The 24,843-nt window shown below is 70.8% G+C and carries 19 protein-coding genes; 10 read left to right on the forward strand and 9 right to left on the reverse strand.

Annotated features, from left to right (window positions below):
- Positions 1-8 precede the first annotated feature (8 nt).
- Positions 9-1,853: a beta-galactosidase trimerization domain-containing protein gene (locus tag ACFQU4_RS17925; RefSeq protein WP_377494328.1), complete on the forward strand. Its 1,845-nt coding sequence runs from the start codon at positions 9-11 to the stop codon at positions 1,851-1,853.
- 73 nt (positions 1,854-1,926) lie between these two features.
- Here ACFQU4_RS17925 and ACFQU4_RS17930 read toward each other — a convergent pair whose 3' ends face one another.
- The gene (locus ACFQU4_RS17930; protein ID WP_377494330.1) at positions 1,927-2,553 is read right to left on the reverse strand and encodes an SET domain-containing protein-lysine N-methyltransferase; all 627 of its coding nucleotides are present in this window, start codon (positions 2,551-2,553) and stop codon (positions 1,927-1,929) included.
- A 40-nt stretch (positions 2,554-2,593) separates the two neighbouring features.
- On the opposite strand from ACFQU4_RS17930, the gene ACFQU4_RS17935 reads away from it, so the two are divergent.
- Positions 2,594-3,769 (forward strand): M20/M25/M40 family metallo-hydrolase, encoded by a 1,176-nt coding sequence (locus ACFQU4_RS17935; protein ID WP_377494332.1) that lies wholly within the window; start codon positions 2,594-2,596, stop codon positions 3,767-3,769.
- On the opposite strand, the gene ACFQU4_RS17940 is transcribed toward ACFQU4_RS17935, so the two are convergent.
- The 3 genes from ACFQU4_RS17940 to ACFQU4_RS17950 all read right to left on the reverse strand — a co-directional run bounded on the left by ACFQU4_RS17940 (position 3,754) and on the right by ACFQU4_RS17950 (position 7,689).
- The gene (locus tag ACFQU4_RS17940) at positions 3,754-5,568 is read right to left on the reverse strand and encodes an AMP-dependent synthetase/ligase (protein ID WP_377494334.1); all 1,815 of its coding nucleotides are present in this window, start codon (positions 5,566-5,568) and stop codon (positions 3,754-3,756) included. The two genes, ACFQU4_RS17935 and ACFQU4_RS17940, sit on opposite strands and share 16 nt — an antisense overlap.
- Positions 5,569-5,650: 82 nt before the next feature.
- A complete protein-coding gene (locus ACFQU4_RS17945) occupies positions 5,651-7,225 on the reverse strand; it encodes a multicopper oxidase family protein (RefSeq protein ID WP_377494336.1) in 1,575 nt (524 codons plus the stop codon).
- On the reverse strand, positions 7,222-7,689 hold the full coding sequence (locus tag ACFQU4_RS17950; protein ID WP_377494338.1) for a hypothetical protein: 468 nt from the start codon (positions 7,687-7,689) through the stop codon (positions 7,222-7,224). Before ACFQU4_RS17950 ends, ACFQU4_RS17945 begins: the two co-directional genes overlap by 4 nt.
- A 129-nt stretch (positions 7,690-7,818) precedes the next feature.
- Here ACFQU4_RS17950 and ACFQU4_RS17955 point away from each other — a divergent pair, with 129 nt between their 5' ends.
- Positions 7,819-8,970 (forward strand): winged helix-turn-helix domain-containing protein, encoded by a 1,152-nt coding sequence (locus ACFQU4_RS17955; protein WP_377494340.1) that lies wholly within the window; start codon positions 7,819-7,821, stop codon positions 8,968-8,970.
- Here ACFQU4_RS17955 and ACFQU4_RS17960 read toward each other — a convergent pair whose 3' ends face one another.
- Positions 8,971-9,624, reverse strand: coding sequence for a 3'-5' exonuclease (locus ACFQU4_RS17960; RefSeq protein ID WP_377494342.1), 654 nt, complete (start codon positions 9,622-9,624; stop codon positions 8,971-8,973).
- A gap of 64 nt (positions 9,625-9,688) precedes the next feature.
- Here ACFQU4_RS17960 and ACFQU4_RS17965 point away from each other — a divergent pair, with 64 nt between their 5' ends.
- Together ACFQU4_RS17965 and ACFQU4_RS17970 are read left to right on the forward strand one after the other, a co-directional pair.
- The gene (locus ACFQU4_RS17965; protein ID WP_377494344.1) at positions 9,689-10,012 is read left to right on the forward strand and encodes a PadR family transcriptional regulator; all 324 of its coding nucleotides are present in this window, start codon (positions 9,689-9,691) and stop codon (positions 10,010-10,012) included.
- A complete protein-coding gene (locus ACFQU4_RS17970) occupies positions 10,009-10,728 on the forward strand; it encodes a hypothetical protein (RefSeq protein WP_377494346.1) in 720 nt (239 codons plus the stop codon). The genes ACFQU4_RS17965 and ACFQU4_RS17970 overlap by 4 nt, the downstream gene beginning before the upstream one ends.
- Here ACFQU4_RS17970 and ACFQU4_RS17975 read toward each other — a convergent pair.
- Complete coding sequence (locus ACFQU4_RS17975) at positions 10,718-11,269, reverse strand: YceI family protein (RefSeq protein WP_377494348.1); 552 nt, start codon at positions 11,267-11,269, stop codon at positions 10,718-10,720. The two genes, ACFQU4_RS17970 and ACFQU4_RS17975, sit on opposite strands and share 11 nt — an antisense overlap.
- Positions 11,270-11,385: 116 nt before the next feature.
- Between ACFQU4_RS17975 and ACFQU4_RS17980 the strand changes: the two genes are divergently transcribed.
- The 4 genes from ACFQU4_RS17980 to ACFQU4_RS17995 all read left to right on the forward strand — a co-directional run bounded on the left by ACFQU4_RS17980 (position 11,386) and on the right by ACFQU4_RS17995 (position 17,720).
- Complete coding sequence (locus ACFQU4_RS17980) at positions 11,386-11,853, forward strand: MarR family winged helix-turn-helix transcriptional regulator (protein ID WP_377494350.1); 468 nt, start codon at positions 11,386-11,388, stop codon at positions 11,851-11,853.
- Between the two features lie 315 nt (positions 11,854-12,168).
- Complete coding sequence (locus tag ACFQU4_RS17985) at positions 12,169-12,936, forward strand: helix-turn-helix domain-containing protein (protein ID WP_377494352.1); 768 nt, start codon at positions 12,169-12,171, stop codon at positions 12,934-12,936.
- A gap of 786 nt (positions 12,937-13,722) precedes the next feature.
- On the forward strand, positions 13,723-16,617 hold the full coding sequence (locus tag ACFQU4_RS17990; RefSeq protein ID WP_377495148.1) for an FAD-binding and (Fe-S)-binding domain-containing protein: 2,895 nt from the start codon (positions 13,723-13,725) through the stop codon (positions 16,615-16,617).
- A complete protein-coding gene (locus ACFQU4_RS17995) occupies positions 16,614-17,720 on the forward strand; it encodes an alcohol dehydrogenase catalytic domain-containing protein (protein ID WP_377494354.1) in 1,107 nt (368 codons plus the stop codon). Before ACFQU4_RS17990 ends, ACFQU4_RS17995 begins: the two co-directional genes overlap by 4 nt.
- Before the next feature lie 103 nt (positions 17,721-17,823).
- On the opposite strand, the gene ACFQU4_RS18000 is transcribed toward ACFQU4_RS17995, so the two are convergent.
- From ACFQU4_RS18000 to ACFQU4_RS18010, 3 genes are all read right to left on the reverse strand, one after another.
- On the reverse strand, positions 17,824-18,291 hold the full coding sequence (locus ACFQU4_RS18000) for a hypothetical protein (RefSeq protein WP_377494356.1): 468 nt from the start codon (positions 18,289-18,291) through the stop codon (positions 17,824-17,826).
- Between the two features lie 13 nt (positions 18,292-18,304).
- The gene (gene ettA / locus ACFQU4_RS18005) at positions 18,305-19,987 is read right to left on the reverse strand and encodes an energy-dependent translational throttle protein EttA (protein ID WP_377494358.1); all 1,683 of its coding nucleotides are present in this window, start codon (positions 19,985-19,987) and stop codon (positions 18,305-18,307) included.
- Positions 19,988-20,147: 160 nt separating this feature from the next.
- Positions 20,148-20,642 carry a single-stranded DNA-binding protein gene (locus ACFQU4_RS18010; RefSeq protein WP_377494360.1) on the reverse strand — a complete coding sequence of 165 codons (495 nt, stop codon included), beginning with the start codon at positions 20,640-20,642 and terminating at the stop codon, positions 20,148-20,150.
- A gap of 388 nt (positions 20,643-21,030) precedes the next feature.
- Between ACFQU4_RS18010 and ACFQU4_RS18015 the strand changes: the two genes are divergently transcribed.
- On the forward strand, positions 21,031-24,843 hold the full coding sequence (locus ACFQU4_RS18015) for an NEW3 domain-containing protein (RefSeq protein ID WP_377494362.1): 3,813 nt from the start codon (positions 21,031-21,033) through the stop codon (positions 24,841-24,843).

The following is a 24,843-nucleotide window of genomic DNA, read 5'->3' on the forward strand; positions in this document are numbered from 1 at the left end:
ACTTGATCATGCGCGAACTGCGCCGTGCCGTGCATCTGGACTTCCACACCATGCCCGGTATCGAGGACTTCGCCGCCGGCCTCGACCCGGCCGCCCTGGCCCAGACCCTCGCCGACGCCCGGGTCGACTACGTGAACGTGTTCGCGAAGTGCAACCTGGGCTTCGCCTACTACCCGACCAAGATCGGGATCCCCTATCCGGGACTGGAGGTCGACCTGCTCGGCCGGACCGTCGAGGAGTGCCGGCGGCGAGGGATCGGCGTCACGGCCTACTTCAACGTCGGACTTGATCATGAGATGGCGCGGCTGCACCGGGACTGGACGGTGGTCAACGCCGACGGCCAGGTGATCTACGGCGACCGTACCCAGAACTTCTTCCGCAACCTGTGCCTCAACACGCCCTACCGGGACTATCTGCTCGGCATGATCACCGAGGTCGTCCAGGCCTACCCGATCGACGGGATCTTCCTGGACTGCATGGTGATCCGGCCCTGTTCCGGCAACGAATGCGCCGAGGCGGTACGGGAGCGCGGCGGCGACCCGCTGGACCAGGCCGACCTGACCGCGTTCGCCGAGGAGGTCTGGCTCTCGTTCACCCGGGAGGTCAAGGAGCTGGTCGGCCCGGACCGCTTCTTCACGCCGAACGGGTTGCCCTGGGCGATCACCGACGACCTGCGCACGCACGGCGAGATCGAATGCCTGCCGTCCGGCAGCTGGGGCTACGACTACTTCCCGGCCCGGGTCGCCTACGCCCGCAACCTGGATCCGCAGGTGCTCTACATGACCGGCCGCTTCGTCGAGTCCTGGGGCGAGTTCGGCGGGCTCAAGGAGGAGGCGTCGCTGCGGAACGACTGCTGGGACGCGATCAGCAACGCCGCCCAGCCGTCGATCGGTGATCACACCCATCCGCGGGACGGGCTGGAGCCCGCCGTCTACGAGGTGGTCGGGCGGATCTACCGCGAGGTCGAGGCGCTCGAGCCGTGGACCCTCGGTGCCGTCGCGGTCGCCGACGTCGGGGTGCTCGTCGGTCCCGATCATGCGGTGACGGAGAGTCACGACGGCGCGGTACGGATGCTCGGCCAGCTGCACGTCACGTACGACCTGGTCGACGAGCGGCACGACCTGGAGCGGTACCGGGTGATCATCCTGCCCGATGATCTTCGACTGGACACCCGGTACGCCGAGCGGCTCGACCGCTATCTCGCCGCCGGCGGCAAGATCATCAGCACCGGGACGTCCGGCCTGCGAACGAGCGACGACGAGTTCGCGCTGGACGAGTGGCGGATGGGCAGTGAGGGCCTCGATCCGGCGACGATCGGCTACTACTCGCTGCCGGACGGTCGGCTGAGCCCGTACACGGAGGCGGGGGTGCTGCTCCGGTCCGACCCGGCCGCCGAGCGGCTGTCCGAGCACGTCGACGCCTATTTCCAGCGGACCTGGGACGGCTTCCACGGCTACTTCTACACGCCGCCGGACCGGCCCTCGGGACGTCCGGCCGCGGCCCGCTCCGGCCCGGTGATCCAGATCGCCTTCCGGGCTGTTCGCCAACTACCTCCGGGCCGCCGCACCGGCCCTGACCGAGCTGCTCTGGAGCTGTCTGGAGACCCTGCTCCCCGATCCCGTCCTGCGCACCGAGGGGATCCCGTCCAGTGCCCGGGTGACCCTGACCCGGCAGCCCGGCCGGCGCCTGCTGCACGTGAAGCTGACCCATCCCGAGCCGCGCGGCACGCTCAACGTCGTCGCCGACTACCCGACCGTCGTCGGTGCCCTCGTCTCGGTCCGGGCCGACCGGGCCGACCGGGTCGGCGCCGTCCGGCTGGCCCCGGGCGGCGAGCCGGTCCCGTACCGGCTTGAGGACGGGCGGGTGATCATCGAGCTGCCGCGGATCGACGGCTACCAGCTGATCGTGCTGGACGACTGATCACCGTCAGTCGAGGTGCAGGTAGCGCAGCTGCCAGTTGCCCTCGATGATCTTGAGCAGCAGGGTCAGGTGCCGGCCGCCGGCGCCGGCGGAACAGAGAGCCTCCCAGCGGCCCGTACCGACCTCCCACTCCGGCCCGGCGGGCAGCAACGGGTCGCCGGCCAGCAGGGCTGCGACGACGGCCGCCCGCCCGCGGTGCGCGGTGCCGGACCGCCACAGGACCGCGTCGCGGTCGACCAACCCGCCCAGGCCGTCCGGTGACGGCTCGACCAGGGCGGCCCGGTAGGCGTCCAGGAAGGTGTCCAGCTCCCGCGCGGTCTCCTGCCGGGCGTCGATCGTGATCGGCTCGCCGGCCGCGATCGGCCGCAGCGCGACGTTGCGGGACGTCTCGAAGTCCTGAACGCAGGTCGGGTCGTCGGCGTGGTTCACGAACCGGGCCGGCTCCGGGTAGAGATACCGCCGCCCGCCGTAGCTGTGCACGAAGAGGTCGTCGCCCGGCGGCAACGCCAGATACTCGCTCTCGTCGATCGCCCGGAGCTCGAAGTCCAGCACCACCTCACCGGCCGCGAAGTCCCGCGCCGCGTACACGCCGGTCCCGGCCAGTGACCCAGACCCGAGCCTCACGTCGTCCACCGGGGCGAGGCTACGCCCTCGGGTCGCCTAACGTTCAGGTGTGGCAGAGATCAACGGATCCGGGACCGATGCCGATCGACGGCTGCTGGCGGCGGCCCAGGCGCGGCTGCCCGCCATGATCGCCGACCTGGAGGCGCTGGTGCGCTGCGAGTCGCCGACGTCCGACCCGGACCGGTTGCGGGACAGCGCCGACCTGGTGGACCGCATCGGGACCCGGCTGCTGGGCCGGCCGGCGGAGCGGATCGTCGTGGACGGCTTTCCGCACCTGCGGTGGCGGCTCGGCTCGGGCGGCCGGCCCGCGCTGCTGCTCGGGCACCACGACACCGTGTGGCCGGTCGGCACCCTGGCCCGGTTGCCCTGGCGGGTCGAGGCCGGGCCCGACGGCCGGGTGGCCCGCGGACCGGGCTGCTTCGACATGAAGGCCGGCCTGGTCCAGCTGTTCCACGCGGTGGCGCTGTTGCCGGAGCCGGCGCCGGTGACGATCATGATCACCGCCGACGAGGAGACCGGGTCCGCCACCTCACGGCCGCTGATCGAGGCGGCGGCCCGGGACGCGGTCGCGGCCTTCGTCCTGGAGGCCGCCGGACCGGGCGGGGCGGTGAAGACCGCGCGGCGCGGGGTCTCCAACTACCGGGTCGAGGTCGCCGGCCGGGCCGCACACGCCGGGCTGGAGCCGGAGCGCGGGGTCAACGCCGGCGTCGAACTGGCCCGGCAGCTGCTGCGGATCGTCGAGTTCGCCGAGCCGAGCGCCTCGGTCACGCCGACCGTGCTGTCGGCCGGGACCACCACGAACACCGTGCCCGCGGGCGCCGAGCTGATGGTCGACGTCCGGGCCGACGACGCCGCCGCCCAGCAACGCATCCACGAACGGTTCGCCGCGCTGACGCCGGTCCACCCCGGCGCCACGGTACGGGTGCACGGCGGGATCAGCCGGCCGCCGCTGGCCCGGACGATGGCGGCCGGGTGGTACGACACCGCACGCGAACTCGCCGGCCGACTGGGGCTGCCGCCGCTGGCCGAGGTCGCCGTCGGCGGCGGGTCGGACGGGAACTTCACGGCCGCCGTGGGCACACCGACCCTGGACGGGCTCGGCGCGGTCGGCGGCGGCGCGCATGCCGACGACGAGCACGTCCTGCTCGATCAGCTGGCGCCGCGGACGGCCCTGCTGGCCGGCCTGATCCTGGCCGCCGGCCGGCCGGCTCAGTCGGCGTCGTAGAGGCCGTCGAGCAGGCTGGAGTACTTGCGCTCGACCGCCTTCCGGCGGACCTTCAGGCTCGGCGTCACCTCGCCGGACTCGACGCTCAGCTCGCCGGGCAGGATGGCGAACCGCTTGATCGTCTCCCAACGTTCCAGCGAGCGGTTGGCGTCCTCGACGTAGCCGTCGATCAGCTGCCGGACCGCCGGCTGCTCGACCAGGGTGGCCAGGTCGGTGAACTCGACCTCGTTCTCCTTGGCCCAGGTGGTGATCGCGTCCGGGTCGAGGGTGATCAGCGCACTGATGTACTTGCGGCCGTCGCCGTGCACGACGATCTGGCTGATGTACGGGCAGGCCGCGACCAGGATGCCCTCCACCTTCTGCGGCGCCACGTACTTGCCGCCGGAGGTCTTGATCAAATCCTTCTTGCGGTCGGTGATCCGCAGGTAGCCGTGATCATCCAGTTCGCCAAGATCGCCGGTCGCGAACCAGCCGTCCTCGCTGAGCACCTCGGCGGTCGCCTGGGGCTGGTTGTGGTAGCCGGACATGACGCCCGGTCCCTTGATCAGGATCTCGCCGTCCTCGGCGATCTTGACCTCGGTGCCGGGCACCGGCGGGCCGACCGTGCCGAGCCGCGGAGCCCTGCGGTGGTTGACGAACGTGGCGGCGCTGGTCTCGGTCAGCCCGTACCCCTCCAAGATCAACAGACCGGCCGCGTAGAACCACTCCTGCACCTCGCGGCTGAGCGCCGCGGACCCGGACACGAAGAACCTGATCCGGCCACCCATCCGCGCCTTCAGCTTGCTGAACACGAGCTTGTCGGCCAGCTTGTACTGCAACGCGAGCAGCCCGGTCGGCTCCCGGCCCTCGAGCCGGATCGGGATCGTCTTGCGGCCGACGGCGAAGGCCCAGTTGAAGATCTTGCCGCGCAGGCCGTGCGAGGCACCCATCATGACCCGGGCCCGGACCTTCTCGAAGATCCGCGGCGCGCCGGCCATCATGGTCGGCTGCACGACGCCCAGGTTGTCGACGATCTTGTCGATCGCCCCTTCGACCGCGGTGGCGAACCCGATCCGGAGCTGGATCGTGATCAGCGCCTTGCCGAACACGTGCGACAGCGGCAGCCAGAGGTACTGAAGATCGTCGGCGTGGATCAGGTCGTAGGCCTCGATCGACACGCCCTCGTACGTCCAGCAGTCCTGGGTCAGCCGGACCCCCTTCGGCCGGCCGGTGGTGCCCGAGGTGTAGATCAACGTGGCCAGGTGCTCCGGCCGGATGCCGCCGATCGTGTGGTCGATCGACTCCGGGTGCTCGGCCAGGAACTCCCGGCCGCGCCGCTCCAGCTCGGCCCAGGTGATCACCAGTTCGTCGTCCAACTCGCCGTCGATCAACACGATCGCGATCACCTGGGACAGCTCGGCCCGGTGGTCCAGCACCTTGCGGGCCTGCTCCGGGTTCTCGGCGAAGATCACCCGCGACGCCGAGTCGGACAGGATGTAGGCCACGTCCGCGTGCTGGGTGGTCGGATAGACCGTGGTCGTCGCCGCACCGGCGCACATCACGCCGAGGTCGGCCAGGATCCACTCCATCCGGGTCCCCGACGCGATCGCGACCCGGTCCTCCGGCTCGATGCCGACCGCCAGCAGTCCGGCGGCGATGACGTACGCGCGGTCCTTGGTCTCCCGCCAGGTCAACGAGACCCAGCGATCGCCCTCCAGATACCGGTACGCCTCCTGGGTTCCCGACTTCTCGACCCGCTCCAACAGCATCGCGCCAACCGACGCCGGCCGGGTCAGCTCTGCACCCGTGGTCTCCGCCACTCTCTCCACCTCATCTGCTCGGTCTATGCAGAGGGTAGCCAAAGATCGCCGGCCGGACCGGGGTTGGATCCGACTCGTTACCTCAACGGAGCGTCCGGAAGGCCGCCATCATCATCATGTCCTCGTGCTCCAGATTGTGGCAGTGCAGCACGAAACGCCCGGCGTGATCGGTGAACCTGACCGCCACTTCGACCGTCTCCCAGGGCCGCAGGTCGACGGTGTCCTTCCAGCCGGCGTCGAACCGGCCCTGCTCCCGGTTTCCCCGCCGGATCACCTGGAACGGGTCCAGGTGGACGTGCACCGGATGGTGCAGATCGGAGTAGAACCGCCAGATCTCGACCTCGCCCAGCCGCGGCTCCGCGTCCATCCGTCCCGGGTCGAAGTCCAGGCCGTTGATCCGCCAGTGCGCCCGGCCCTCGTTCCGCTCCCGGATGAACCGCCACTCCCGGACCGGCGCGTCCGGGCCCGGCCGGAGGGGTTCGATCGTGCTCAGCTTGGCCGGGATCGCCGAATCGTCGGCGGCCTTGCGGACCACCCGGAACCGCAGCACCGCGTCGGTGCTGCCGACACCCAGCTTGTTGATCATGGTCACCTCGGTGCCGACCGGGTAGGCCGCGAAGTCGATCACCACGTCGAACCGTTCCGCCGGCGCGGCCACGATCTCGTTGTGCTCGACCGGAGCGGCCAGCAGGCCGCCGTCGCTGCCCACCTGGACGAACGCCGGCCCGCTCGGCGGTGGTGGGTCCAGGGCGAACTCGTAGCGGCGGGCGTTGCTCGCGTTGACGATCCGGAACCGGTAGCGCACCGCGTCCACCTCGAGCACCGGCCAGGGCACCCCGTTGACCAGGACCACGTCGCCGAGCACGCCCGGCGAGTAGTCCTCGATCACGCCGGGAATCGAAGCCAGGTTGGGATCCAGCGAGGGGTACGCGAGCGAGCCGTCGGCCGCGAACGACCGGTCCATCACCAGCAACGGCAGGTCCCGGTCCCCGCCCGGCAGCGGCAGCGCCTCCTCCTCGTCGTCGGTGATCAGATGCAGCCCGGCCAGGCCGCGCCAGACCTGCGGCCCGGTGAAGTCCATCCGGTGATCGTGGTACCAGAGCGTCGCGGCCCGTTGATCATGGGGATACTCGTAGTCGCGGACGCCGCGGGTGATCTCCCCGTCGGCCGTGTGGGACTGGTGGCCGTGCCCGTACGAACCCGAGGCCGGCAGCACCAGGTCGACCGGGTAGCCGTCGCTGGCCGCCGGGGTGTGCCCGCCGTGCAGGTGGGTCACCGTCGGCACGGTGAGCTCGTTGCGGTGTCGGACGATCACCCGTTCGCCGCGGCGCGCCTTGATCGTCGGGCCGGGCAGCAGGCCGTCGTAGCCCATGATCTCGGTGCGCAGTCCCGGCAGCAGTTCGACGGTGGCGGCCCGCTGGGTGATCTCGTACCGGGTGGCACCGTCGGCCTTGCCGGTGGGTCGTTTGACCGGCGGTACGGCGAACGGGCGGCTGAACCGGTCCGGCAGCGGCGCCGCGCTGGGCAGCAGCCGGGCCGTCTGCTCCGGTGCCTCGCCGGAGGCACAGCCGGCCAGCACGGTCGCGCCGGCAACGCCCAGTCCGAGGCCGCCGACCAGCAGCGTGCGCCGGCTGACGACCCTCCGGTTCCTGATCATGAGGCGGTCGCCGTCCGCGCGGCCCGGCGGCCTCGGTCGCGGCCGGCCGAGGGCAGGAACACGGCGATCGCGAGCAGCACCGCGAGGGTGACCAGGCCGACGCCCAGCGGCACGTGGATGCCGAGCAGGCGGGCGTACCCCATGCCGACCTGGAAACCCTCGACGAAGAACAGCGGCACCGTCGTGATCAGGATCCAGACCCGGCCGCCGGCGATCGCGTACAGCAGGGCGACGATGGCGAGCAGGAAGGCGGCCACCGAGAGCAGGTGGCCGAAGACCGAGTGCATCTCGAGCATGCCGAAGGAGCCGCTGAGGTACTGGCCGATCGTGATCGGCTGCATGATCGCGAAGAACACGTGCAGCACGGCGACGAGGCGGAGCAGGACGAGGGTGACGACGAAGAACGCCCGGCGTTTCGGGCGGGGCGCCGTCGGTGGCGCCTGCGGAGACGTGGATGCGGACACGCCCCGACCCTATAAGTAGGCTCTCTACACATCCATGGGTGATCACCCCGAATCCGGCACCCCGCTCCCCCGCGACCTCCCGGGTCAGATTCGGCCCAAAGTGTCGGCGCCGCTCGGTAGCGTGACGTCATGCCGACCGCCAGCACGCTCAGCAAGACCGCCGCCCGCCGGATCTGGATGCGGGCGCAGCGACTCGACACCAGGGCACCGTTCGGCGCCGGGCCCGAGGCGACCCGCGCGGCCGTCGAGCACCTGGGCTACGTGCAGATCGACACGATCCACGTGATCGAGCGCTGCCATCACCACATCCTCTGGAGCCGGATCCCGGAGTACCGGCGGGCCGACCTGCACCGCGCCCAGACGATCGACAAGTCCGTCTTCGAGTTCTGGACCCACGCGCTCGCCTACGTGCCGACGCGGGACTTCCGGTTCTCCGTCCCCGCGATGCTGCGGGACCGGCGCCATCCCGCCCAGCAGTGGTTCGGCACCGTGACGGAGGACGACGTGCGCCGGGTGCTGCGGCTGATCAAGAACGAGGGGGCGCTGACGATCCGTGACATCAAGGACGACGTGCTGGTCGAGAAGACGCACGCCTGGGCCAGCCGGAAGCCGTCGAAGTCCGCGCTCCAGGTGGCGTTCTCCCGCGGCCAGGTGACGGTCAGCGAGCGGATCGGCATGGTGAAGACGTACGAACTCCTGGGCCGGCACTTCGGCTGGGACAAGCTGCCCCGGCCGGCCACCGAGCGGCAGCAGCACGCGCATCGACTGGACCGCGCGCTGACCGCCCAGGGCGTCGTGAGCATCGACTCGACCTGCCACCTGCAGCGGCCGCCGGTGAAGGCGGCGGTGCAGGCCGAGATCGACACGCGGGTCAAACGCGGCCGGCTGGTGCCGGTGATCATCGACGGCGCCGAGAAGGTGCCGCACTGGGCCGAGCCGGCAACCCTGGACGCAACGCCGGACCTTGATCAAGAGCTGGTGCACGTGCTGTCACCGTTCGACCCGTTGATCATTCTGCGCAAGCGACTCGCCCGGTTCTTCGACTACGAGCACGTCTTCGAGGCGTACGTGCCGAAGGCGAAGCGGCGGTACGGCTACTTCGCCCTGCCCGTGCTGGTCGGCGACGAGGTCGTCGCGGTGATCGACCTCAAGACCGACCGCGACCGGGGCACGCTGCTGGTGCAGCAGTGGACCTGGGTGGGCCGGGGCGCCGAGCGCCGGCACCGGGCCTCGATCGAGGCCGAGCTGGAGCGGTTCGAGAGGTTCCAGTTGGCTTCCTGATCATGAGGGCAGTGGGTCGACGGCGCCGAGCCCGGCGGCGCCGCGCACCGACGCGTCGATCAGCCGGGCCACCGGTCCGGAGCCGTCACGGCCCAGGTGCCGCAGGGCGGCCGCCAGGGAGTGGCAGTCGAACAGGGCCGAGTGCTCGCCGCCCGCGACGCCGGGCCGCGGCAGCCCGAGGACGGACCAGAGCCGGCCGACGTTCGCGGTCGCGGTGGCCGGCGCGAGGGAGTTGATCAACGGACGAAGGTTGAGGAAACCGGCGCCCAGGAAGCCGTTAGCCACCTGCTCGCCGCGGTCCCGTGCCCAGCCGACGTTCTCGCCGAGGACGACCATGTCGTTGCCGTACGAGACGACGATCTGATGCCGGCAGAAGCCGAGGAACGCGCCGAGCGCCTCCGCGGGCGGCCGGCCGTCCCGGTCGACCGCGGCCTGCTCGATCCCGGTCAGTTCGCTCACGTACGGCGACAACACGGGATTCCGGACCGGCCGGACCAGGGCCTCGAACCGGTCGACGACCTCGTACGTCTCCGCCGCCAGTCGGAGCGCCGCGATCTGGATGATCTCCCGGAGCTGACCCGGCGCCGACCAGTCCGCGGCATTGGCGCCCGGCCAGGAGGTGAACTCGAGATCGAACACGACAAAGGTCTCCACCGCCGGCCTTCCTGTTGCCCTCGCTGCCGAGGTGCATCCTGCCAGCCCCCGTAGAGTTGCCGGCATGGCGAGCGATCGGGTCAAGGGCCACCTGGACGGGCTCTTGCTTGCGGTGATCGAACAGGGACCGCTGCACGGGTACGCCGTGATCGAGGCACTGCAGGTGCGTTCGGGCGGCTCGTTGGCGCTGCCGACCGGAACCGTCTACCCGGCGCTGCGGCGACTCGAGGAGGCCGGCTGGATCAGCGGCCGCTGGTCCACCGTGGACGGCCGGCGGCGGCGGACCTACCGGCTGACGAACGCCGGGCAGAAGGCCCTGGCCGCCGAGCGGGACGAATGGTCGGCGTTCGCCGGCGCCGTCGGGCGGGTGCTGGGAGAAGTGCGATGAGGCTCGGCGTGCCGCGGCGGGATCCGATCGCGGAGGCGGTCGGGGAACTGGCCCACCGGCTGCCGCCGCCGTTGCGTCCGGCCGGGCTGCTGCGCGAGGTACGGGACGGCCTGACGGACGCGGCCGACGCGTACCGCCGGGCGGGTTGCGGAGGTCTTGAGGCGGCCCGGCGCGCGGTGGCCGACTTCGGCCCGATCGACTGCGTCGCCGCGGAGGCCGCCAACGCGGCCCTGGCCAGGCTCTGCCGGCTCACCGCCGGCCTGATCATCATCGGCTATCTGGTGACGATCACCGGCTGGTTCGCGCTGGGCCTCGCCGGTCCGGCCGCGGGGGCCTGGGCGACGCACGGTCCGGGCGTGATCACGTACTGGTTCGGGAGTCTGGCCTTCGGCGCGGTCATCGGCGGCCTGCTCACCGTACTGCGGCTTCGAACTGAGGCCCGGCGGCAGCGGAATGCCGCCACCTCGGCGCGGGTCGTCATCGGCATCGCGCTCGGCACCAGTGCGCTCACCCTGGTGTCGTCCTACCTGGTGTCGCCCTGGAAGTTCGACCTGTTCCCGGTGACCGAATGGTCGCCGCACGACGTGGTCGAGGTGGTCTCCGGCAGTGTGCAGGTGATCATCCTCGCCGCGACGGCGCGCTGCGTCCTCAGCCTGCTTGCGGCCCGCCACCTCGGGACGGGCCGCCAGGCGTTCGAGGAGACGGTCAGGACTTGACGGCTTCGAGGGTGATCGAGATGTCGACCTTGTCGCCGATCAGCAGCCGGTCGCCCTCGAGCGGGACGTTGAAGTCGACCTTGTAGTCGGCCCGGCTGATCGTGACGCTGGCCTCCGCGCCGAGCCGGACGGCCCCGAAGGCGTCGCCGGCAACCCCGAGGAACTCGGCGGCCAGCTCGACGGACTTGGTCACGCCGTTGATGGTCAGGTCGCCCGCGATCGTGTAGCCGTCGCCGTTCGCCGTGATCGCCGTGCTGGCGAAGGTGATCTCCTGGCCGGACTCGGCCTCGAAGAAGTCGGTCGACTTGAGGTGCCCGTCGCGCTGGCTGTTGTTGGTCGAGATCGACGGAACCTTGATCGCGACGTTCACCGAGGACTCGGTGGGATCGTCGGACTTGGTGATGATCTCGCCACTGAAGTCCGCGAACGTGCCGCGGACCTTCGACATCAGGTGCCGGACCGAAAAGCCGACCTCGGAGTGGGAGGTGTCGATCGCCCAGGTTCCCGCGGTCAGGGCTTCGGCCTGAATGTCGTGGCTCATGGTCATGTACTCCTCAGAGAGATTGGTTGAGGTTTCAACGACTTCAGGATAGGTCAAGGAAGTTGAATGGTCAACTTCTTGGGGTTACCGTGGAGTGACGAAGGGAAGGGGGTTCGGTGACCCACGACGGCAAGGATTCGGTCTGGCTGACCGAGGAGCAGCAGCGAGTCTGGCGGGCGTACCTTCTCGGCAGCGCACGGCTCAACGAACTGCTCGACGCGGGACTGCGGCGCTTCGGCGTCGACCTCGCGGAGTACGAGATCCTGGTGGTCCTCGCCGAGTCCGAGGGCCACCGGCTGCGGATGTCCGAGCTGGCCCGGGCCGTGCACCAGTCCCGGTCCAGGCTGACGCACACCATCACCCGGATGGCGCGGGCCGGTCTGGTCCGCCGAGCCACCTGCCCGAGCGACCGGCGCGGCGTCTGGGCCGAACTCTCCGACGAGGGCCGGACGCTGCTCCGCGAGGCCGCGCCCGATCACGTACGCGCCGTACGGGAGAACTTCGTCGAGGCCGTCCGCCCCGACGACTACACCGCCCTCGGTCGCGCCTTCGCCTCGGTCGCGGACACCATCGGCACCTCCTGACCCACGACGATCACCGCTAGGAGGGTGGTGGCGAACGGCGGTGGTGGCGAGCGGCGTTCAGGTGCGTACTGGACACGGCGGAGGAGAGAGGCGTAGCGGTGTTCTACGTCGACCGACGACAACGCAGTCCAGTGCGTGCCTGGGCGTCGCTCGCTGCCGCCACCGTTCGCCACCACCCTCCTAGGGTCGAGCACGGATTCCATGATCAGGTGCTGATCGCTGTTCCATGATCGCCGCGCGTTCCCTCGACCGCGTTTCGTTGCAGCTCGTCTAAAGAATCGGCCGACGACCGGCTCGGAGTGGCAGAGTTGTGCCGTGTCGTCATCCACCGAGTCGGCGAGCGCCAGCGGCAACCAGTCACTGGCGCGCGGCTTGCAGATGCTGCGGCTCCTTGCCGAAAACGGACCGCTGACCGCGACCGAGCTCGCCTCGCGGCTGGGCATCCACCAGAGTTCGGCCTCGAGAAGCCTGGCCGTGTTGATCTCGACCGGGTACGTCCGCAAGGGCGCGCAGGGCCGGTTCGAGTGCTCGTTCGGGGTCCTCGGGCTGGCGGACGCGCTCGCCTGGCAGCCCTTCCTGGCTCAGCTCGAGACCGCGGTACGGGCCAGCATCCGCAACAACGACTACCCCGACATCACGATTACGTTCAGCATGCTCTGGGAGCACGACGTACTGCACCTGTTGCGATCCCGCTGGGGCCGGGTGCACTCGCTGTGGAACGGCGGCTACCCGCTCAACGTGTCGGCGCCCGGATTGCGGCTGCTCCTCGAACTGCCCGAGGAATCGGCCCTGGCCATCCTGGATCGATCCCGGGATCGGCTCGGCTGGGGCGGGCGCCCCGAGGTGGTTCCGGAGACCGCCGCCGGCACCCTCGCGCTGGCCCGCGAACTGCTCGTCGACGAGGTCCTGCTCCTCGATGGTTGGCTGCGACCCCAGCACGCGACCGGCGCGATCATGGTCCGGACGCCCGAACCGAGCCCGGTCGCGCTGGCGATCGTGGACGAGGCCGGACACCTGGGCGCCACCGCCCACACCCTGCTGCTGCACCGGGTCCGCCGAGACCTCGAAGCCGAACTCAACTGACCCGACCGGACTGAGCCCCGACCCCTCGGCCGCCCCGGCCGCCCACGCCGCTCACCCTCCCGATCAGCTCCCTCGCCGAGTGGACGCCTTGACCGGCGGAAACGGCGAAACCGAGGTCAACGCGTCCACTCGGCGAAGATCTAGGACGGGCGGAGGGGCAGCGTCCGAATCCGCGCCTTCGGTCGGGCTGCGCCCGAACCCTGCGGACCGTTCCCGTGCCAACGCGCAGGCGACACCCCGCAGCCGCGGCCGCGGCCGCGGCCAGACCACCCCACCAACCGGAACCTGCCGACCGCCCTGCAGTCACCAAAGACGCCGCCCCGTGCCCGCCCTGCCGAACCCAGCCCGAACCCGGCGGGATGCGATAGAGGCAGGACCCGTCCCAGCGCAGCGCCCGGGACCGCGGGCCCGGCCGGGTGATCGCGCCGCCGATCCAGACCGGGATCCGGGGCCGCTGCACCGGCGGGGGCCGGAGCGCCGGGCCGTCGGCACCGACCGACCAGAGCCGGTCGATCTGGTCCAGCCCGCGGTCCAGCTGCTGCGCGCGTTGGGCGGCAGCGGACTCCGGAGACATCGCCCGGGTCCCGCCCTACTGCAAACACCGCTGACACCACCGGCCACAGCGCCCTGAGCCTGTCGAAGGGCCGAGCCGTTCCCGCCCGCCCTCGCGGCACGGTCGGAGCGCGCTGCAGTCTGGTGCTCCACCAGGTGTCCCGGTCGGCGGGCGGCGAGCGAGGCCGGGCGGGCGCTCACTACCATCGACGGGTGAGTACGCGGACCGAGCAGGTGGCGGCGAACCTCGAACTGGCCGAGCAGTTCCGGCGCAACGGGATCGCCGAGATCTTCGACGACAGTTCCCTGGCCCGGGCGCTCTACTCCTCCGACGCCTCCCTGTACCGCGTCGTCCCGCGTGCCGTGGCCCGGCCCCGCACGATCGACGAGGCGGTGGCGGCGATCGGGGCCGCCCGCGCCGCCGGGGTTCCGATCACCACCCGCGGCGCCGGCACCTCGTGTGCCGGCAACGCCGTCGGTCCCGGGCTGATCCTCGACACCGCGCGGCACCTGAACCGGATCGAGGCCGTCGATCCCGAGGCGCGCACCGCGACCGTGGAGCCGGGGGTCGTCCAGGCCTCGCTGCAGGCGGCGGCCGCGCCGTTCGGGCTGCGGTTCGGGCCGGACCCGTCCACCCACACCCGCTGCACGATCGGCGGCATGATCGGCAACAACGCCTGCGGCCCGCGCGCCCTCGGGTACGGCAAGACGGCCGACAACGTGATCGCCCTGGACGTGATCACCGGTTCCGGCGAACGGCTGCGGCTCGGCCCGGACGGCTCCCCCGCATCGTCGCCCACCCTGACCGCGCTGAACCGGCTGGTCGGTGATCAACTCGGCACCATCCGGACCGAGTTCGGCCGGTTCGGCCGGCAGGTCTCCGGCTACAGCCTGGAGCATCTGCTGCCCGAGCGGCACTTCGACGTGCCGCGGTTCCTGGCCGGGACCGAGGGCACGCTGGCGGTCATCCTCGGCGCGACGGTACGGCTGGTGGCCGACGCCCCGTACAAGATCATGATCGCGCTCGGCTATCCGAGCATGGCCGACGCCGCCGACGCGACGCCGTTGATCTTGGAACACCGGCCGACCGCCTGCGAGGGGCTGGACCGGCGGATCGTCGACGTGGTCCGCCGGGCCAAGGGCGACGCCGCCGTGCCGCCGCTGCCCCGGGGCGACGGCTGGATGCTGATCGAGCTGGTCGGCGACGACCCTGCCGAGTTGCGGGCCCGGGCGGACGCGGCGCTGGCCGGAGCCGGTGCGCTGGACGGGTTCGTCGTGGACGACCCGGCGCGCGCGCTCACGCTCTGGAAGATCCGCGAGGACGGCGCCGGGCTGGCCGGGGTCAGCCTGAGCCGGCCGGCGTATCCCGGCTGGGAGGACGCCGCGGTGCCGCCGGAACGTCTCGGCAGCTATCTGCGCGACTTCGACGCGCTGCTGCGCGATCATCGTCTGGATGGCCTGCCGTACGGGCACTTCGGCGACGGCTGCGTGCACGTCCGGATCGACTTCCCGCTGACCGATCCCGGCGGCGCGGCGACCTACCGCTCCTTCGTCGAGGCCGCGGCCGAGCTGGTGGCCGGCTACGGCGGCTCGATGTCCGGCGAGCACGGCGACGGGCGGGCCCGGTCGGCGCTGCTGCCCGCGATGTACTCGGCGCAGGCGATCGACCTGTTCGGGAAGGTGAAGTCGATCTTCGACCCGGACGACCGGCTCAATCCCGGCGTCCTGGTGGATCCGCGGCCGGTCGACGCCGATGTCCGGAGCGCGGCCATCGTCGGCCGGGTCGATCACTTCGCCGAGGCCGTACACCACTGCTCCGGGGTCGGGAAGTGCCTCGCCAACGGCACGCCGGGGCTGGGTGTGATGTGCCCGTCCTACCAGGCGACCCGGGACGAGAAGGACTCCACCCGCGGCCGGGCCCGGGTGCTCCAGGAGATGATCAACGGCAGCCTGGTGGACCAGGGCTGGCGCTCGCCCGAGGTGCACGAGGCCCTCGACCTTTGCCTTTCCTGCAAGGGATGTGCGCGGGACTGCCCGACCGGGATCGACATGGCGACCTACAAGGCGCAGGTGCTCGATCACAGCTACCGCGGCCGGCTCCGGCCGCGCAGCCACTACACGCTCGGCTGGCTGCCCCGCTGGGGCCGGTTGATCACCAAGCTCGGCGCGCTGGCCGGAGTGATCAACACCGGGATGGGCCTGCCCGGCATCCGGTCGGTGATCAAGTGGAGCGCAGGGGTCGATCAGCGCCGGCAGCTGCCGCGCTTCGCCGGCCGGCCGGCCCGGAAGCGGGTCCGCAGCCGCACCGGCGGTGCCGGGCGGCCGGTGATCGTCTGGGTCGACTCGTTCTCCGACTGCTTCACCGGCGACGGTGCCAGTGCGGTGGTGGAGGTGCTCAAGGACGCCGGCTACGCGCCGCGGCTGCTGGAGCGCAACGCCTGCTGCGGCCTGACCTGGATCAGCACCGGCCAGCTGGACGGCGCCCGGCGGCAACTGCGCCAGGCGCTGGACGTGCTGCATCCCGAGATCGCCGCCGGCGTACCGGTGGTCGGCGTCGAACCCTCCTGCCTCGCCGTCTGGCGCAGCGATGCGGGCGAATTGCTGCCGGACGACCCGCGGGTCCCCGAGGTCGCCGCCGGCGTGCTCACGCTCGCCGAACTGCTGGAGCGGACCGAGGGCTGGACCCCGCCTGACCTGACCGGGGTCGAACTGGTCGTCCAGCCGCACTGCCACCACGCGTCGATCATCGGCTGGCAGACCGACGCGGCGCTGCTGGCCTCGACCGGAGCGACGGTGACCACGGTCGGCGGCTGCTGCGGCCTGGCCGGCAACTTCGGCGTCGAGAAGGGCCACTACGAGGTGTCGGTCGCGGTCGCCGAGCACGACCTGCTGCCCGCCGTCGCCGCGCACCCGGACGCCCTGGTGCTGGCCGACGGGTTCTCCTGCCGGACTCAGCTCGCCGAGCTCGCCGACAAGCCGGCGATCACGCTGGCCGAGCTGCTGGCCCGGGCGCCGCGCCCGGCCGCCCGCCCACCGGCTCCCCCGTCGGTCGGTCCCGCCGTCCGGCGTCAGCTGCCGCTGATCGGCTCACCCGAGCCCCGCAACGACGACGTTCGGAGACGACCATGATCATCCAGGGTGCCGTGCTGGACCGGATCGGCGCCGAGCGGCCCTACCGCGAGTCGGCACCGCTCAAGATCATCGACCTGGAGCTGGACCCGCCCGGGCCGGGCGAGGTGCTGGTCCGGATCGAGACCGCCGGCCTGTGCCATTCGGACCTGTCGGTGGTCGACGGCAACCGGCCGCGGCCCACGCCGATGCTGCTCGGGCACGAGGCCGCCGGCCGGGTGGTCGAGACCGGGCCGGGCGTTGATGATCTTGAGCCCGGACAGCGCGTGGTGATGGCCTTCCTGCCCCGCTGCGGCGAGTGCGCCGGCTGCAGCACCGACGGCCGGCTGCCCTGCTCGGTCGGCTCGGCCGCCAACAACGACGGTACGTTGCTCGGCGGCGAACGTCGGCTGCACGGCCCGGAGGGCCCGGTGCACCACCACCTGGGCGTCTCCGGCTTCGCCACCCACGCCGTGATCAACCGGCGCTCGATGGTGCCGGTCGAGGAGGACGTGCCGCCGGACGTCGCGGCCGTACTCGGCTGCGCGATGCTAACCGGCGGCGGCGCCGTGATCAACGCCGGGCACCCGTCGGCCGGCGACACGGTGGTCGTGGTCGGACTCGGCGGCGTCGGCATGGCGGCGTTGATCACCGCGCGATCACTCGGGCTCGGCCGGGTGATCGGCGTCGATGCCGTACCGGAGAAGCTGGACTACGCAACCCGGCTCGGCGCGGACGCGGTCTACCGGCCGGACGAGGCCCTGGCCGCCGGGCTCAAGGCGCCGGTGGTGATCGAGGCCGCCGGCAACGCCCGCGCCTTCGAGACCGCCGTCGCGCTGACCGGGATCGGCGGGACGACGGTGACCGTCGGGCTGCCCGCCCCGACCGCCCAGGCCACGATCTCGCCGCTCGGCCTGACCGCCGAGGCGCGGACGATCACCGGAAGCTACCTCGGCTCCGCCGTACCCGCGCGGGACATCCCGCGCTACGCCCAGCTCTGGCGGGACGGCCGGCTCCCGGTCGAGGCCCTGATCTCGTCCCGGATCGCCCTCTCCGAGATCAACCACGCCCTGGACGAGCTCGCCGACGGGCATGCGATCCGCCAGGTGATCATGTTCGACTGAGGCTCCTCGTGCCCTGAGCCTGTCGAAGGGCCAAGGCAGATCGTGGCTTAGCCCTTCGACAAGCTCAGGGAACGTTGTGGCCTGGCCTGGCCCTTCGACAAGCTCAGGGAACGTTGTGGCCCACGTCGCCCGGGGTCGCTTCGTGGCCGAGCCGACCGATGGTGCGTTCGTCCTGCTTCATCCGGGCCTCGAAGACGTGCCGGCGGCCGCCGAGGAGCTGGTCGCGGGCCTCGCGTTCGAGCGAGCGGAAGAGCGACCAGTAGTTGTCGTCGTACTCCTCGACGATCTGGAACGTCCAGCGGCCGGGCAGCACGTTGCGGCCGAGCAGCTCGGTCTCGATCCGGTCGGCCAGCTCGGTGTGCCCGGCCTCGCGCAACGAGGTCAGGGCCTCACCGAGCTTGATGTCGGCCGAGCCGGTCAGCTGGTGGAACGCGTACAGGTGGCCCCGGGCGCGTTCGCAGGTCTCCAGCGCCTCGGTGATCTTGCCGACTGCCTCGACGGTGCGGTCGTCCACCCCCGGCGGTGCCTGGTGCTCCGCCGAGGGCAGTTCCTGGTCCCGGTCGCCGGCCATGATCGACTTTCGGTCAGGACCGGGTGAGCCGGCGGTGGGTGGTCCGGTGCGGCCGGGCCGCCTCGGCACCGAGCCGGGCGATCTTGTTGGCCTCGTAGTCGGCGAAGTTGCCCTCGAACCAGAACCAGGAGGCCTCGTCCTCCTCGGTGCCCTCCCAGGCCAGGATGTGGGTCGCCACCCGGTCCAGGAACCACCGGTCGTGGGAGATCACCACGGCGCAGCCCGGGAACTCGAGCAGCGCGTCCTCGAGCGACTGCAGGGTCTCCACGTCCAGGTCGTTGGTCGGCTCGTCGAGCAGCAGCAGGTTGCCGCCGATCTTGAGCGTCAGGGCGAGGTTGAGCCGGTTCCGTTCACCGCCGGACAGCACGCCGGCCGGCTTCTGCTGGTCCGGTCCCTTGAAGCCGAACGAGGCCACGTAGGCCCGGGACGGCATCTCGAAGCTGGCCACCTTGATGTGGTCGAGGCCGTCGGACACGACCTCCCAGACGTTCTTCTTCGGGTCGATCCCGCCGCGGCCCTGGTCGACGTAGGACACCTTGACCGTGTCACCGAGACGGAGCGCACCGTTGTCCGGCTGCTCCTCCCCGACGATCATCCGGAACAGGGTCGACTTGCCGACGCCGTTCGGGCCGACCACGCCGACGATGCCCGCCCGGGGCAGCGAGAACGACAGGCCGTCGAACAGCAGCCGGTCGCCGTACCCCTTGACCAGCTTGTCGACCTCCAGCACCTGGTTGCCGAGCCGCGGGCCCGGCGGGATGTTGATCTCCTCGAAGTCGAGCTTGCGGGTGCGCTCCGCCTCGGTCGCGAGCTCCTCGTAGCGGGCCAGCCGGGCCCGGTTCTTGGCCTGGCGCGCCTTCGGGTTGGACCGGACCCACTCCAGCTCGCGCTCGAGGATCTTGGCCCGCTTGGCGTCCTTGCGGCCCTCCATCTGCAGCCGGGACCGCTTGGTGTCCAGGTAGGTCGAGTAGTTGCCCTCGTACGGGTGCGTCTTGCCGCGGTCGATCTCGAGGATCCACTCGGCGACGTTGTCCAGGAAGTACCTATCGTGGGTCACCGCCAGGACGGCGCCCGGGTACGACTTCAGGTGGCCCTCCAACCAGTGCACCGACTCGGCGTCAAGGTGGTTGGTGGGCTCGTCGAGCAGCAGCAGGTCGGGCTGCTGCAGCAGCAGCTTGCACAGCGCCACCCGGCGCCGCTCGCCACCGGACAGCACGCTGACGTCGGCGTCGCCGGGCGGGCAGCGCAGAGCGTCCATCGCCTGCTCCAGCTGGGAATCCAGCTCCCACGCATCGCGCCGGTCCAGCTCCGTCTGCAGCTCGCCCATCTCGCCCAGCAGCGCGTCGTAGTCGGCATCCGGGTCGGCCATCGCCTCGGCCACCTCGTTGTACCGCACCACCAGGGCCTTGGTCTCGGCGACCGCTTCCTCGATGTTCTCCAGGACGGTCTTGTCCTCGGTCAGCGGCGGCTCCTGCAGCAGGATGCCGACGGTCGCATCCTTGGCGATCCGGGCCTCGCCGTTGTTGGCGTGCTCGATTCCCGCCATCAGCTTGAGCAGGGTCGACTTGCCCGTGCCGTTGGGGCCGACGACGCCGATCTTGGCGCCGGGCAGGAAGTCGAGGGTGACGTTGTCCAGGATGACCTTGTCACCGAGGGCCTTGCGGACGTTGTGCAACGAGTAGACGTACTCAGCCATGGAATCAGCGCATGCCTTCACAAATCGGGACTTGAGGTGCAACCGCCCAGTATGCCAGCGGCTGCCCCGGTCGTCAGATCGTGCGAGCCGGCGCCGGTTCCGGCGGAGGCGGGAGCCGCGGCGATGCGGCGCCGCGGCCCCCTCCGCACCCGCTCCCGGCTCAGGCCAGGGCGAGTCGGTCCTCCCGCGCCGCCGCGGCCAGATCCTCCTGTTCCGGGGTCTCCGGAGGCTCCGGGGTCTCCACCTTCTCGATCAGGTCGCCGATCTCCGGCTCCTCGTACGTCTGCGGCCGTTCGTTCTTCTTGAACATGCTGGTGCCCCGGTTCAGGTCGTGCCCGACGACCACCGCCTCGATCACCGTCCGCTCGTTCGTCTCGCCCTCGCGCTCCCAGGTCTCCCGCCGCAGCTTGCCCCAGACGGTCACCGGGTCGCCCTTACTGACGCTGGACCCGACGTTCTGCGCCAACCCGCGGAAGCACACCACCGTGATCCAGTTGGTCTCGCCGTCGGTCCAGGCGCCGCCCCGTCTGATCCGCGGCGTCGCGGCCAGCCGGAAGGACGCGTGATGCGTCGTGTAACTGCGGTCGGCGGACGTCAGGCAGCGGTACTCCACGGCGCTGCCGACCCAGCCGGTCATGCTGACGTAGGTCTCCATCTGCGTTCTCCTCTGCTCGGTCCGTTCGGACTTCTCGCTCAGGAGCCTGCGCAGAACGCGGCGGATCGTTCAGGTCGGAAGAAGTCTGTGGACGAACGAATTCGTTGCCCAGCGGCTGTGGACAACCACCGATCACCTACCGATACGACCTTGTCGTGTCCAAGATCACGCGCTTACCATCCATATCATGGATTCAGCGTCGAATATGCGGATTAGTTCTATCAAACTCAGTCGGCGCAGTGCCGTCGGTCTGTTGCTCACCGGAGCCGTTCTCCCGCCCGTCCTCGGAGCCTCCACCGCGGCCGCCGAACCGCAACCCGGGCCGGCCCAAGCCCCGCTGACGGACGCCCTCCGGAGGCTCGCCAAGCCCGGCCTCGAGCTCCGCGAAATGGCCAGGATTTCCAACCAGGCTTACCGAATCACGTTCCACGAGGCCTCCTGGGACGCGCCCGACGGGAGCCGCCAGCGGACCATCGTCCGCGACCTCGCCATCGCGACACCGGACGGCTGGGTCACCCTCACCGATCCCGAACACCGATTCGACGAGCAGTGGGTGATCTTCACCGGCGAGTTCCCCGGCGGGCCGGCCTACTACTACGGGCCACTGACAACGCACTGGGTCGCCTTCGACTCCGTACGCAAGCTCAGCCCGACCGCCGTCGAACTGCGGGCCGGCCGACCCGAGAGCTACGACCTGACGGTCCGCTGGAATCTTGATCATGAACTGCCGGCACTGGATCACGTCCTGACGGCGGGCCGGGATGATCATTACCTGGTCGGCTACCAGTCCTTCGACACCACCGACCAGGACCACGTCGACGAGGTCCTCTGCGGGGCCCTGCAGCACGCCAAGGTCGTCTACGAGACGCCCACCGCGCTGTCCGCGTGGGAGCTGTTCACGCCGGCCGCGCTGCTGCAGCGCACGCTGGCCGGCCGGGACGTCAGCTACGGCGTCTTCATCCCCGGCGACGTGATGGCGTTCCAGCACGAGCGCCAGCTCGGCCCGCACCGGCAGCCGTACGGAATGAGCCTGCGCAACGACGACGGCGCACTGACCCCGGTCGCCTACGCCCCGCACGTCGGCGAGCTGACCCCGCTGAAGACGGGGCAGAAGCGCGGCTTCTCGTTCGGCGTGATCGCCCAACCCGGCTCGCTGTATCAGGCCTACGACCACCTGCTGCGGACCGAGTACGACTACCGGGCCTACCGCCAGAACGTCTACGACACCTCGCTGACCGACACCGTGCACAACCTGATCGAACTGGTCGGCATCGAGCCGGAGGGCGACGACACCGAGCAGTTCGTGCCGTCCTTCTCCGGTTGGTGGAACCGGGCCAAGGGCTTCATCGACGTGGAGAACGACCAGTGCGTCCGCACCTCGATCGCGGGCGTCCTGCTCGGCGCGCACTACCTGACCCACCAGGGCGATGATGATCTTTATCAGCGTCGCGCCCGGCATCTGCTCGAGTACCAGCTCTCGCGCAAGGGCATCGGCTACACCCCGATCAAGGGCAAGGCGGTCTACGGCGACCTCACCCAGTACCGGGTCGGCCAGATCCCCGGCGACACGGTGACCCTGAACGGCCTCGACGAACTGACCCTGCGCCGCAACGCCGGACTGCGCCGGCTCGGCCGGCAGCTCGCGGTCAGCGAAGTCACCGGACAGGCCCGGCACCCGTTCTCGGTCGCCCTGGCGGCGGCCCGGCTGACCGGCGACGACTCCTATCTCGAGGCGGCCCGACTGCTGGCGGAGCGCTACATCACCGACGAGATCGACACTCCCTATACGGCGGTCGGTTCCGAGGTCGGCTTCGGCTACAACTACTGCCGCTACTGGGCCGACTTGTTGATCTTGTTCGAGGCGACCGGCGACGAGCGGTTCCTGGCCGGGGCCTATCGGGAGGCGAAGCGGTTCGTCACCCAGACCGAGGTGCGGGTGGTGCCGGACGGGACGATCACCGTGCCGCAGGGCCACGTGATCGACAGCCAGTTCGACTGGCCGGACGGCGCCCTGCCCGACTATCCGGGCACGACTCCGGAGCCGGAGCAGGTGCCGGCCTGGACGGTCTCCACCTCCGGGCTGACCTTCGAGCAGCTCTCCACGTTCAAGGTGTTCAGCGAGACGAATCCCAACCCCGGTGGCGGTTTCGTGCTCAATCCGTGCTGGGCTCCGTTCCTGCTCCGGCTCGCCCATTACGTCGATGATGATCTTCTGGCTGACATCGCCGACAACCTCGTGGTGGGCCGGTTCACCACCTACCCCGGCTACTACAACCGGCAGTTCCTGGCCTCGACGCTGAAGCCGGACTTCGCCGTGACCGGGCCGCCCGGGCTCTCCGGGATCTACTTCCACCACGCACCGGCCCAGCTCGGCCTGGCGATGGACTACCTGTTCAGCGAGCACTTCGTCCGGTCCGGCGGCAAGGTCTCCTTCCCGGGCGCCTTCGAGGCGAACTTCGTCTACTTCAAATTCAGTGTGTACGGGCACCGGCCGGGCACCTTCCACGGCGAGGACGACGTCTGGCCCTACCTGCCCCCGGGACTGATCAAGATCGACAACCCGTTGATCAACTGGCTGACCGGGGTCGGCAACGACTCGCTGTACGTCAGCCTGACCAACTCCTCGACCGCCGCCCAGCAGGTCACCGTCGACGTCGGCACGGAGTTGATCAAGGTCGCCGCGCCGGACGGGATCGACGTCGTCCAGCACAGCGCCGGTACGACGAAGCGGTTACGGCTTGAGCCGGGCCGCACGGCGGTCACCCTGACCGTGCCGCGGAAGGGTCAGGCCGCGTTGATCTTCCGCAAGGTCACGGTGCCCGGACACCGGCCACCGGTGCCGAGCCACCAAGATCACGAAGCCGGCAGCAGCCACAGCCAGGACACCGACCCGGGTTCCGACTTCGGGTTGGCCCGCGGCCTGCTGCTGGTCCGGCCAGACCTGTCCGGCTACGACGCCTACGTCCAGTTCGACACCGAGACGCCGACCAGGCTGCGGTACCGGATCGGCGACGGCCCCGAGCAGGAGACACCGGCCAAGCCGTTCCCGTACGAGTGGACGATCGGCGTCGACGACCCGGCCGCGTCGTTCACGTACCGGCTGGTCAACGCGGACCTGACCACCGAACCGGTCACCCTCCGACTGCCGCCGGCGGTCACCCTGATCACGCCGGCCGGCGAGCCCGCCTCGGGCGAGGTCGAGGCTCCGGCCAGCACCGTGGCCGGCGGCACCGCCGAGGTCGTGCTGCGGATCCGCAACGCCGGCTCGGCCCCACTGTCCGGGCTGACGTACGAGCTGACGGTGCCGGACGGCTGGACCAGCACCCCGGGCGACGCCCCGGCCACCGTGCCCGGCCACGGCACGGCCGAGGCGAGCTTCCGGGTCACCGCGGCAGCCACCGCAGCCTTCGGCGAGGTCAGCCTGACCGGCCGGATCCGCTGGACCGGCGGCGAGCTGACGCCCCGGCCGGCCACCGTGGCGGTCCGGGACGGGCGCGGCGTGATCAGCCTCCGCGCCGAGCCGGAGGTGCTGGCCAAGCCCGGCGACAGCGTGCGACTGACGGCCAGGTTCTACAACGCGGGCCCGGTCGCCACCACAGGCCTGCTCACCCTGGGCGGCCAGCCCGGCTGGCCCATCGAGAACCCCGCAGTGACCGTCCAGCTGCCGCCGAAGGCGGAGGCGAGTCACACCTTCGTCTCGCACTCCCCCGCGGACGCGATGGCGGGCGGGACCTTCCAGTTCCGGGTCCGGCTGGCCGACGTCCACACGACCACGACGCGGGTCAAGATCGCTGACGCGGGCCTCATCGTGCACAACGAGACGCCGTATCCGGCCTACCGCGAGACCGGGGAATGGCTGCCCAGCTCGCTGGCCGGCTGGAACCAGATCCGGTCCCGCTACAGCGCCGAGGGCATGCTCGGCGGGACCGCGCGCTGGACCCCTGACCTGCCGACGAACGCCGAGTACGACGTAGCGGTCTGGTACCCGTCGAACCTCGAGACGACCACAGCCGCCGTCTATCTGGTCCGGCACGCGGAAGGCACCTCGGAGGTCGTGGTCGACCAGCGCAAGCAGCCGAACACCTGGTTCCCGATCGGCCGCTACCGCTTCGCGGCGGGCACCGAGGGATCGGTCACGCTCGAGGTCCGCAACCCGGGCTATCACCGCGCGTCGGCGGTGCGTTTCCTCCAGGTCGAGTGA

Source organism: Microlunatus sp. GCM10028923 (genome assembly GCF_042666975.1).
GTDB lineage: Bacteria > Actinomycetota > Actinomycetes > Propionibacteriales > Propionibacteriaceae > Microlunatus.

What these genes read in the sequence shown, in the direction of transcription:
- ACFQU4_RS17925 (WP_377494328.1), top strand. Translation starts at nt 9, where the DNA reads ATGCGCGAACTGCGCCGTGCCGTGCATCTGGACTTCCACACCATGCCC.
- ACFQU4_RS17945 (WP_377494336.1), bottom strand. Translation starts at nt 7,225, where the DNA reads ATGATCAGGAACCGGAGGGTCGTCAGCCGGCGCACGCTGCTGGTCGGC.
- ACFQU4_RS17955 (WP_377494340.1), top strand. Translation starts at nt 7,819, where the DNA reads ATGCCGACCGCCAGCACGCTCAGCAAGACCGCCGCCCGCCGGATCTGG.
- ACFQU4_RS17965 (WP_377494344.1), top strand. Translation starts at nt 9,689, where the DNA reads ATGGCGAGCGATCGGGTCAAGGGCCACCTGGACGGGCTCTTGCTTGCG.
- ACFQU4_RS17970 (WP_377494346.1), top strand. Translation starts at nt 10,009, where the DNA reads ATGAGGCTCGGCGTGCCGCGGCGGGATCCGATCGCGGAGGCGGTCGGG.
- ACFQU4_RS17975 (WP_377494348.1), bottom strand. Translation starts at nt 11,269, where the DNA reads ATGAGCCACGACATTCAGGCCGAAGCCCTGACCGCGGGAACCTGGGCG.
- ACFQU4_RS17995 (WP_377494354.1), top strand. Translation starts at nt 16,614, where the DNA reads ATGATCATCCAGGGTGCCGTGCTGGACCGGATCGGCGCCGAGCGGCCC.
- ACFQU4_RS18000 (WP_377494356.1), bottom strand. Translation starts at nt 18,291, where the DNA reads ATGGCCGGCGACCGGGACCAGGAACTGCCCTCGGCGGAGCACCAGGCA.
- ettA (WP_377494358.1), bottom strand. Translation starts at nt 19,987, where the DNA reads ATGGCTGAGTACGTCTACTCGTTGCACAACGTCCGCAAGGCCCTCGGT.
- ACFQU4_RS18010 (WP_377494360.1), bottom strand. Translation starts at nt 20,642, where the DNA reads ATGGAGACCTACGTCAGCATGACCGGCTGGGTCGGCAGCGCCGTGGAG.
- ACFQU4_RS18015 (WP_377494362.1), top strand. Translation starts at nt 21,031, where the DNA reads ATGGCCAGGATTTCCAACCAGGCTTACCGAATCACGTTCCACGAGGCC.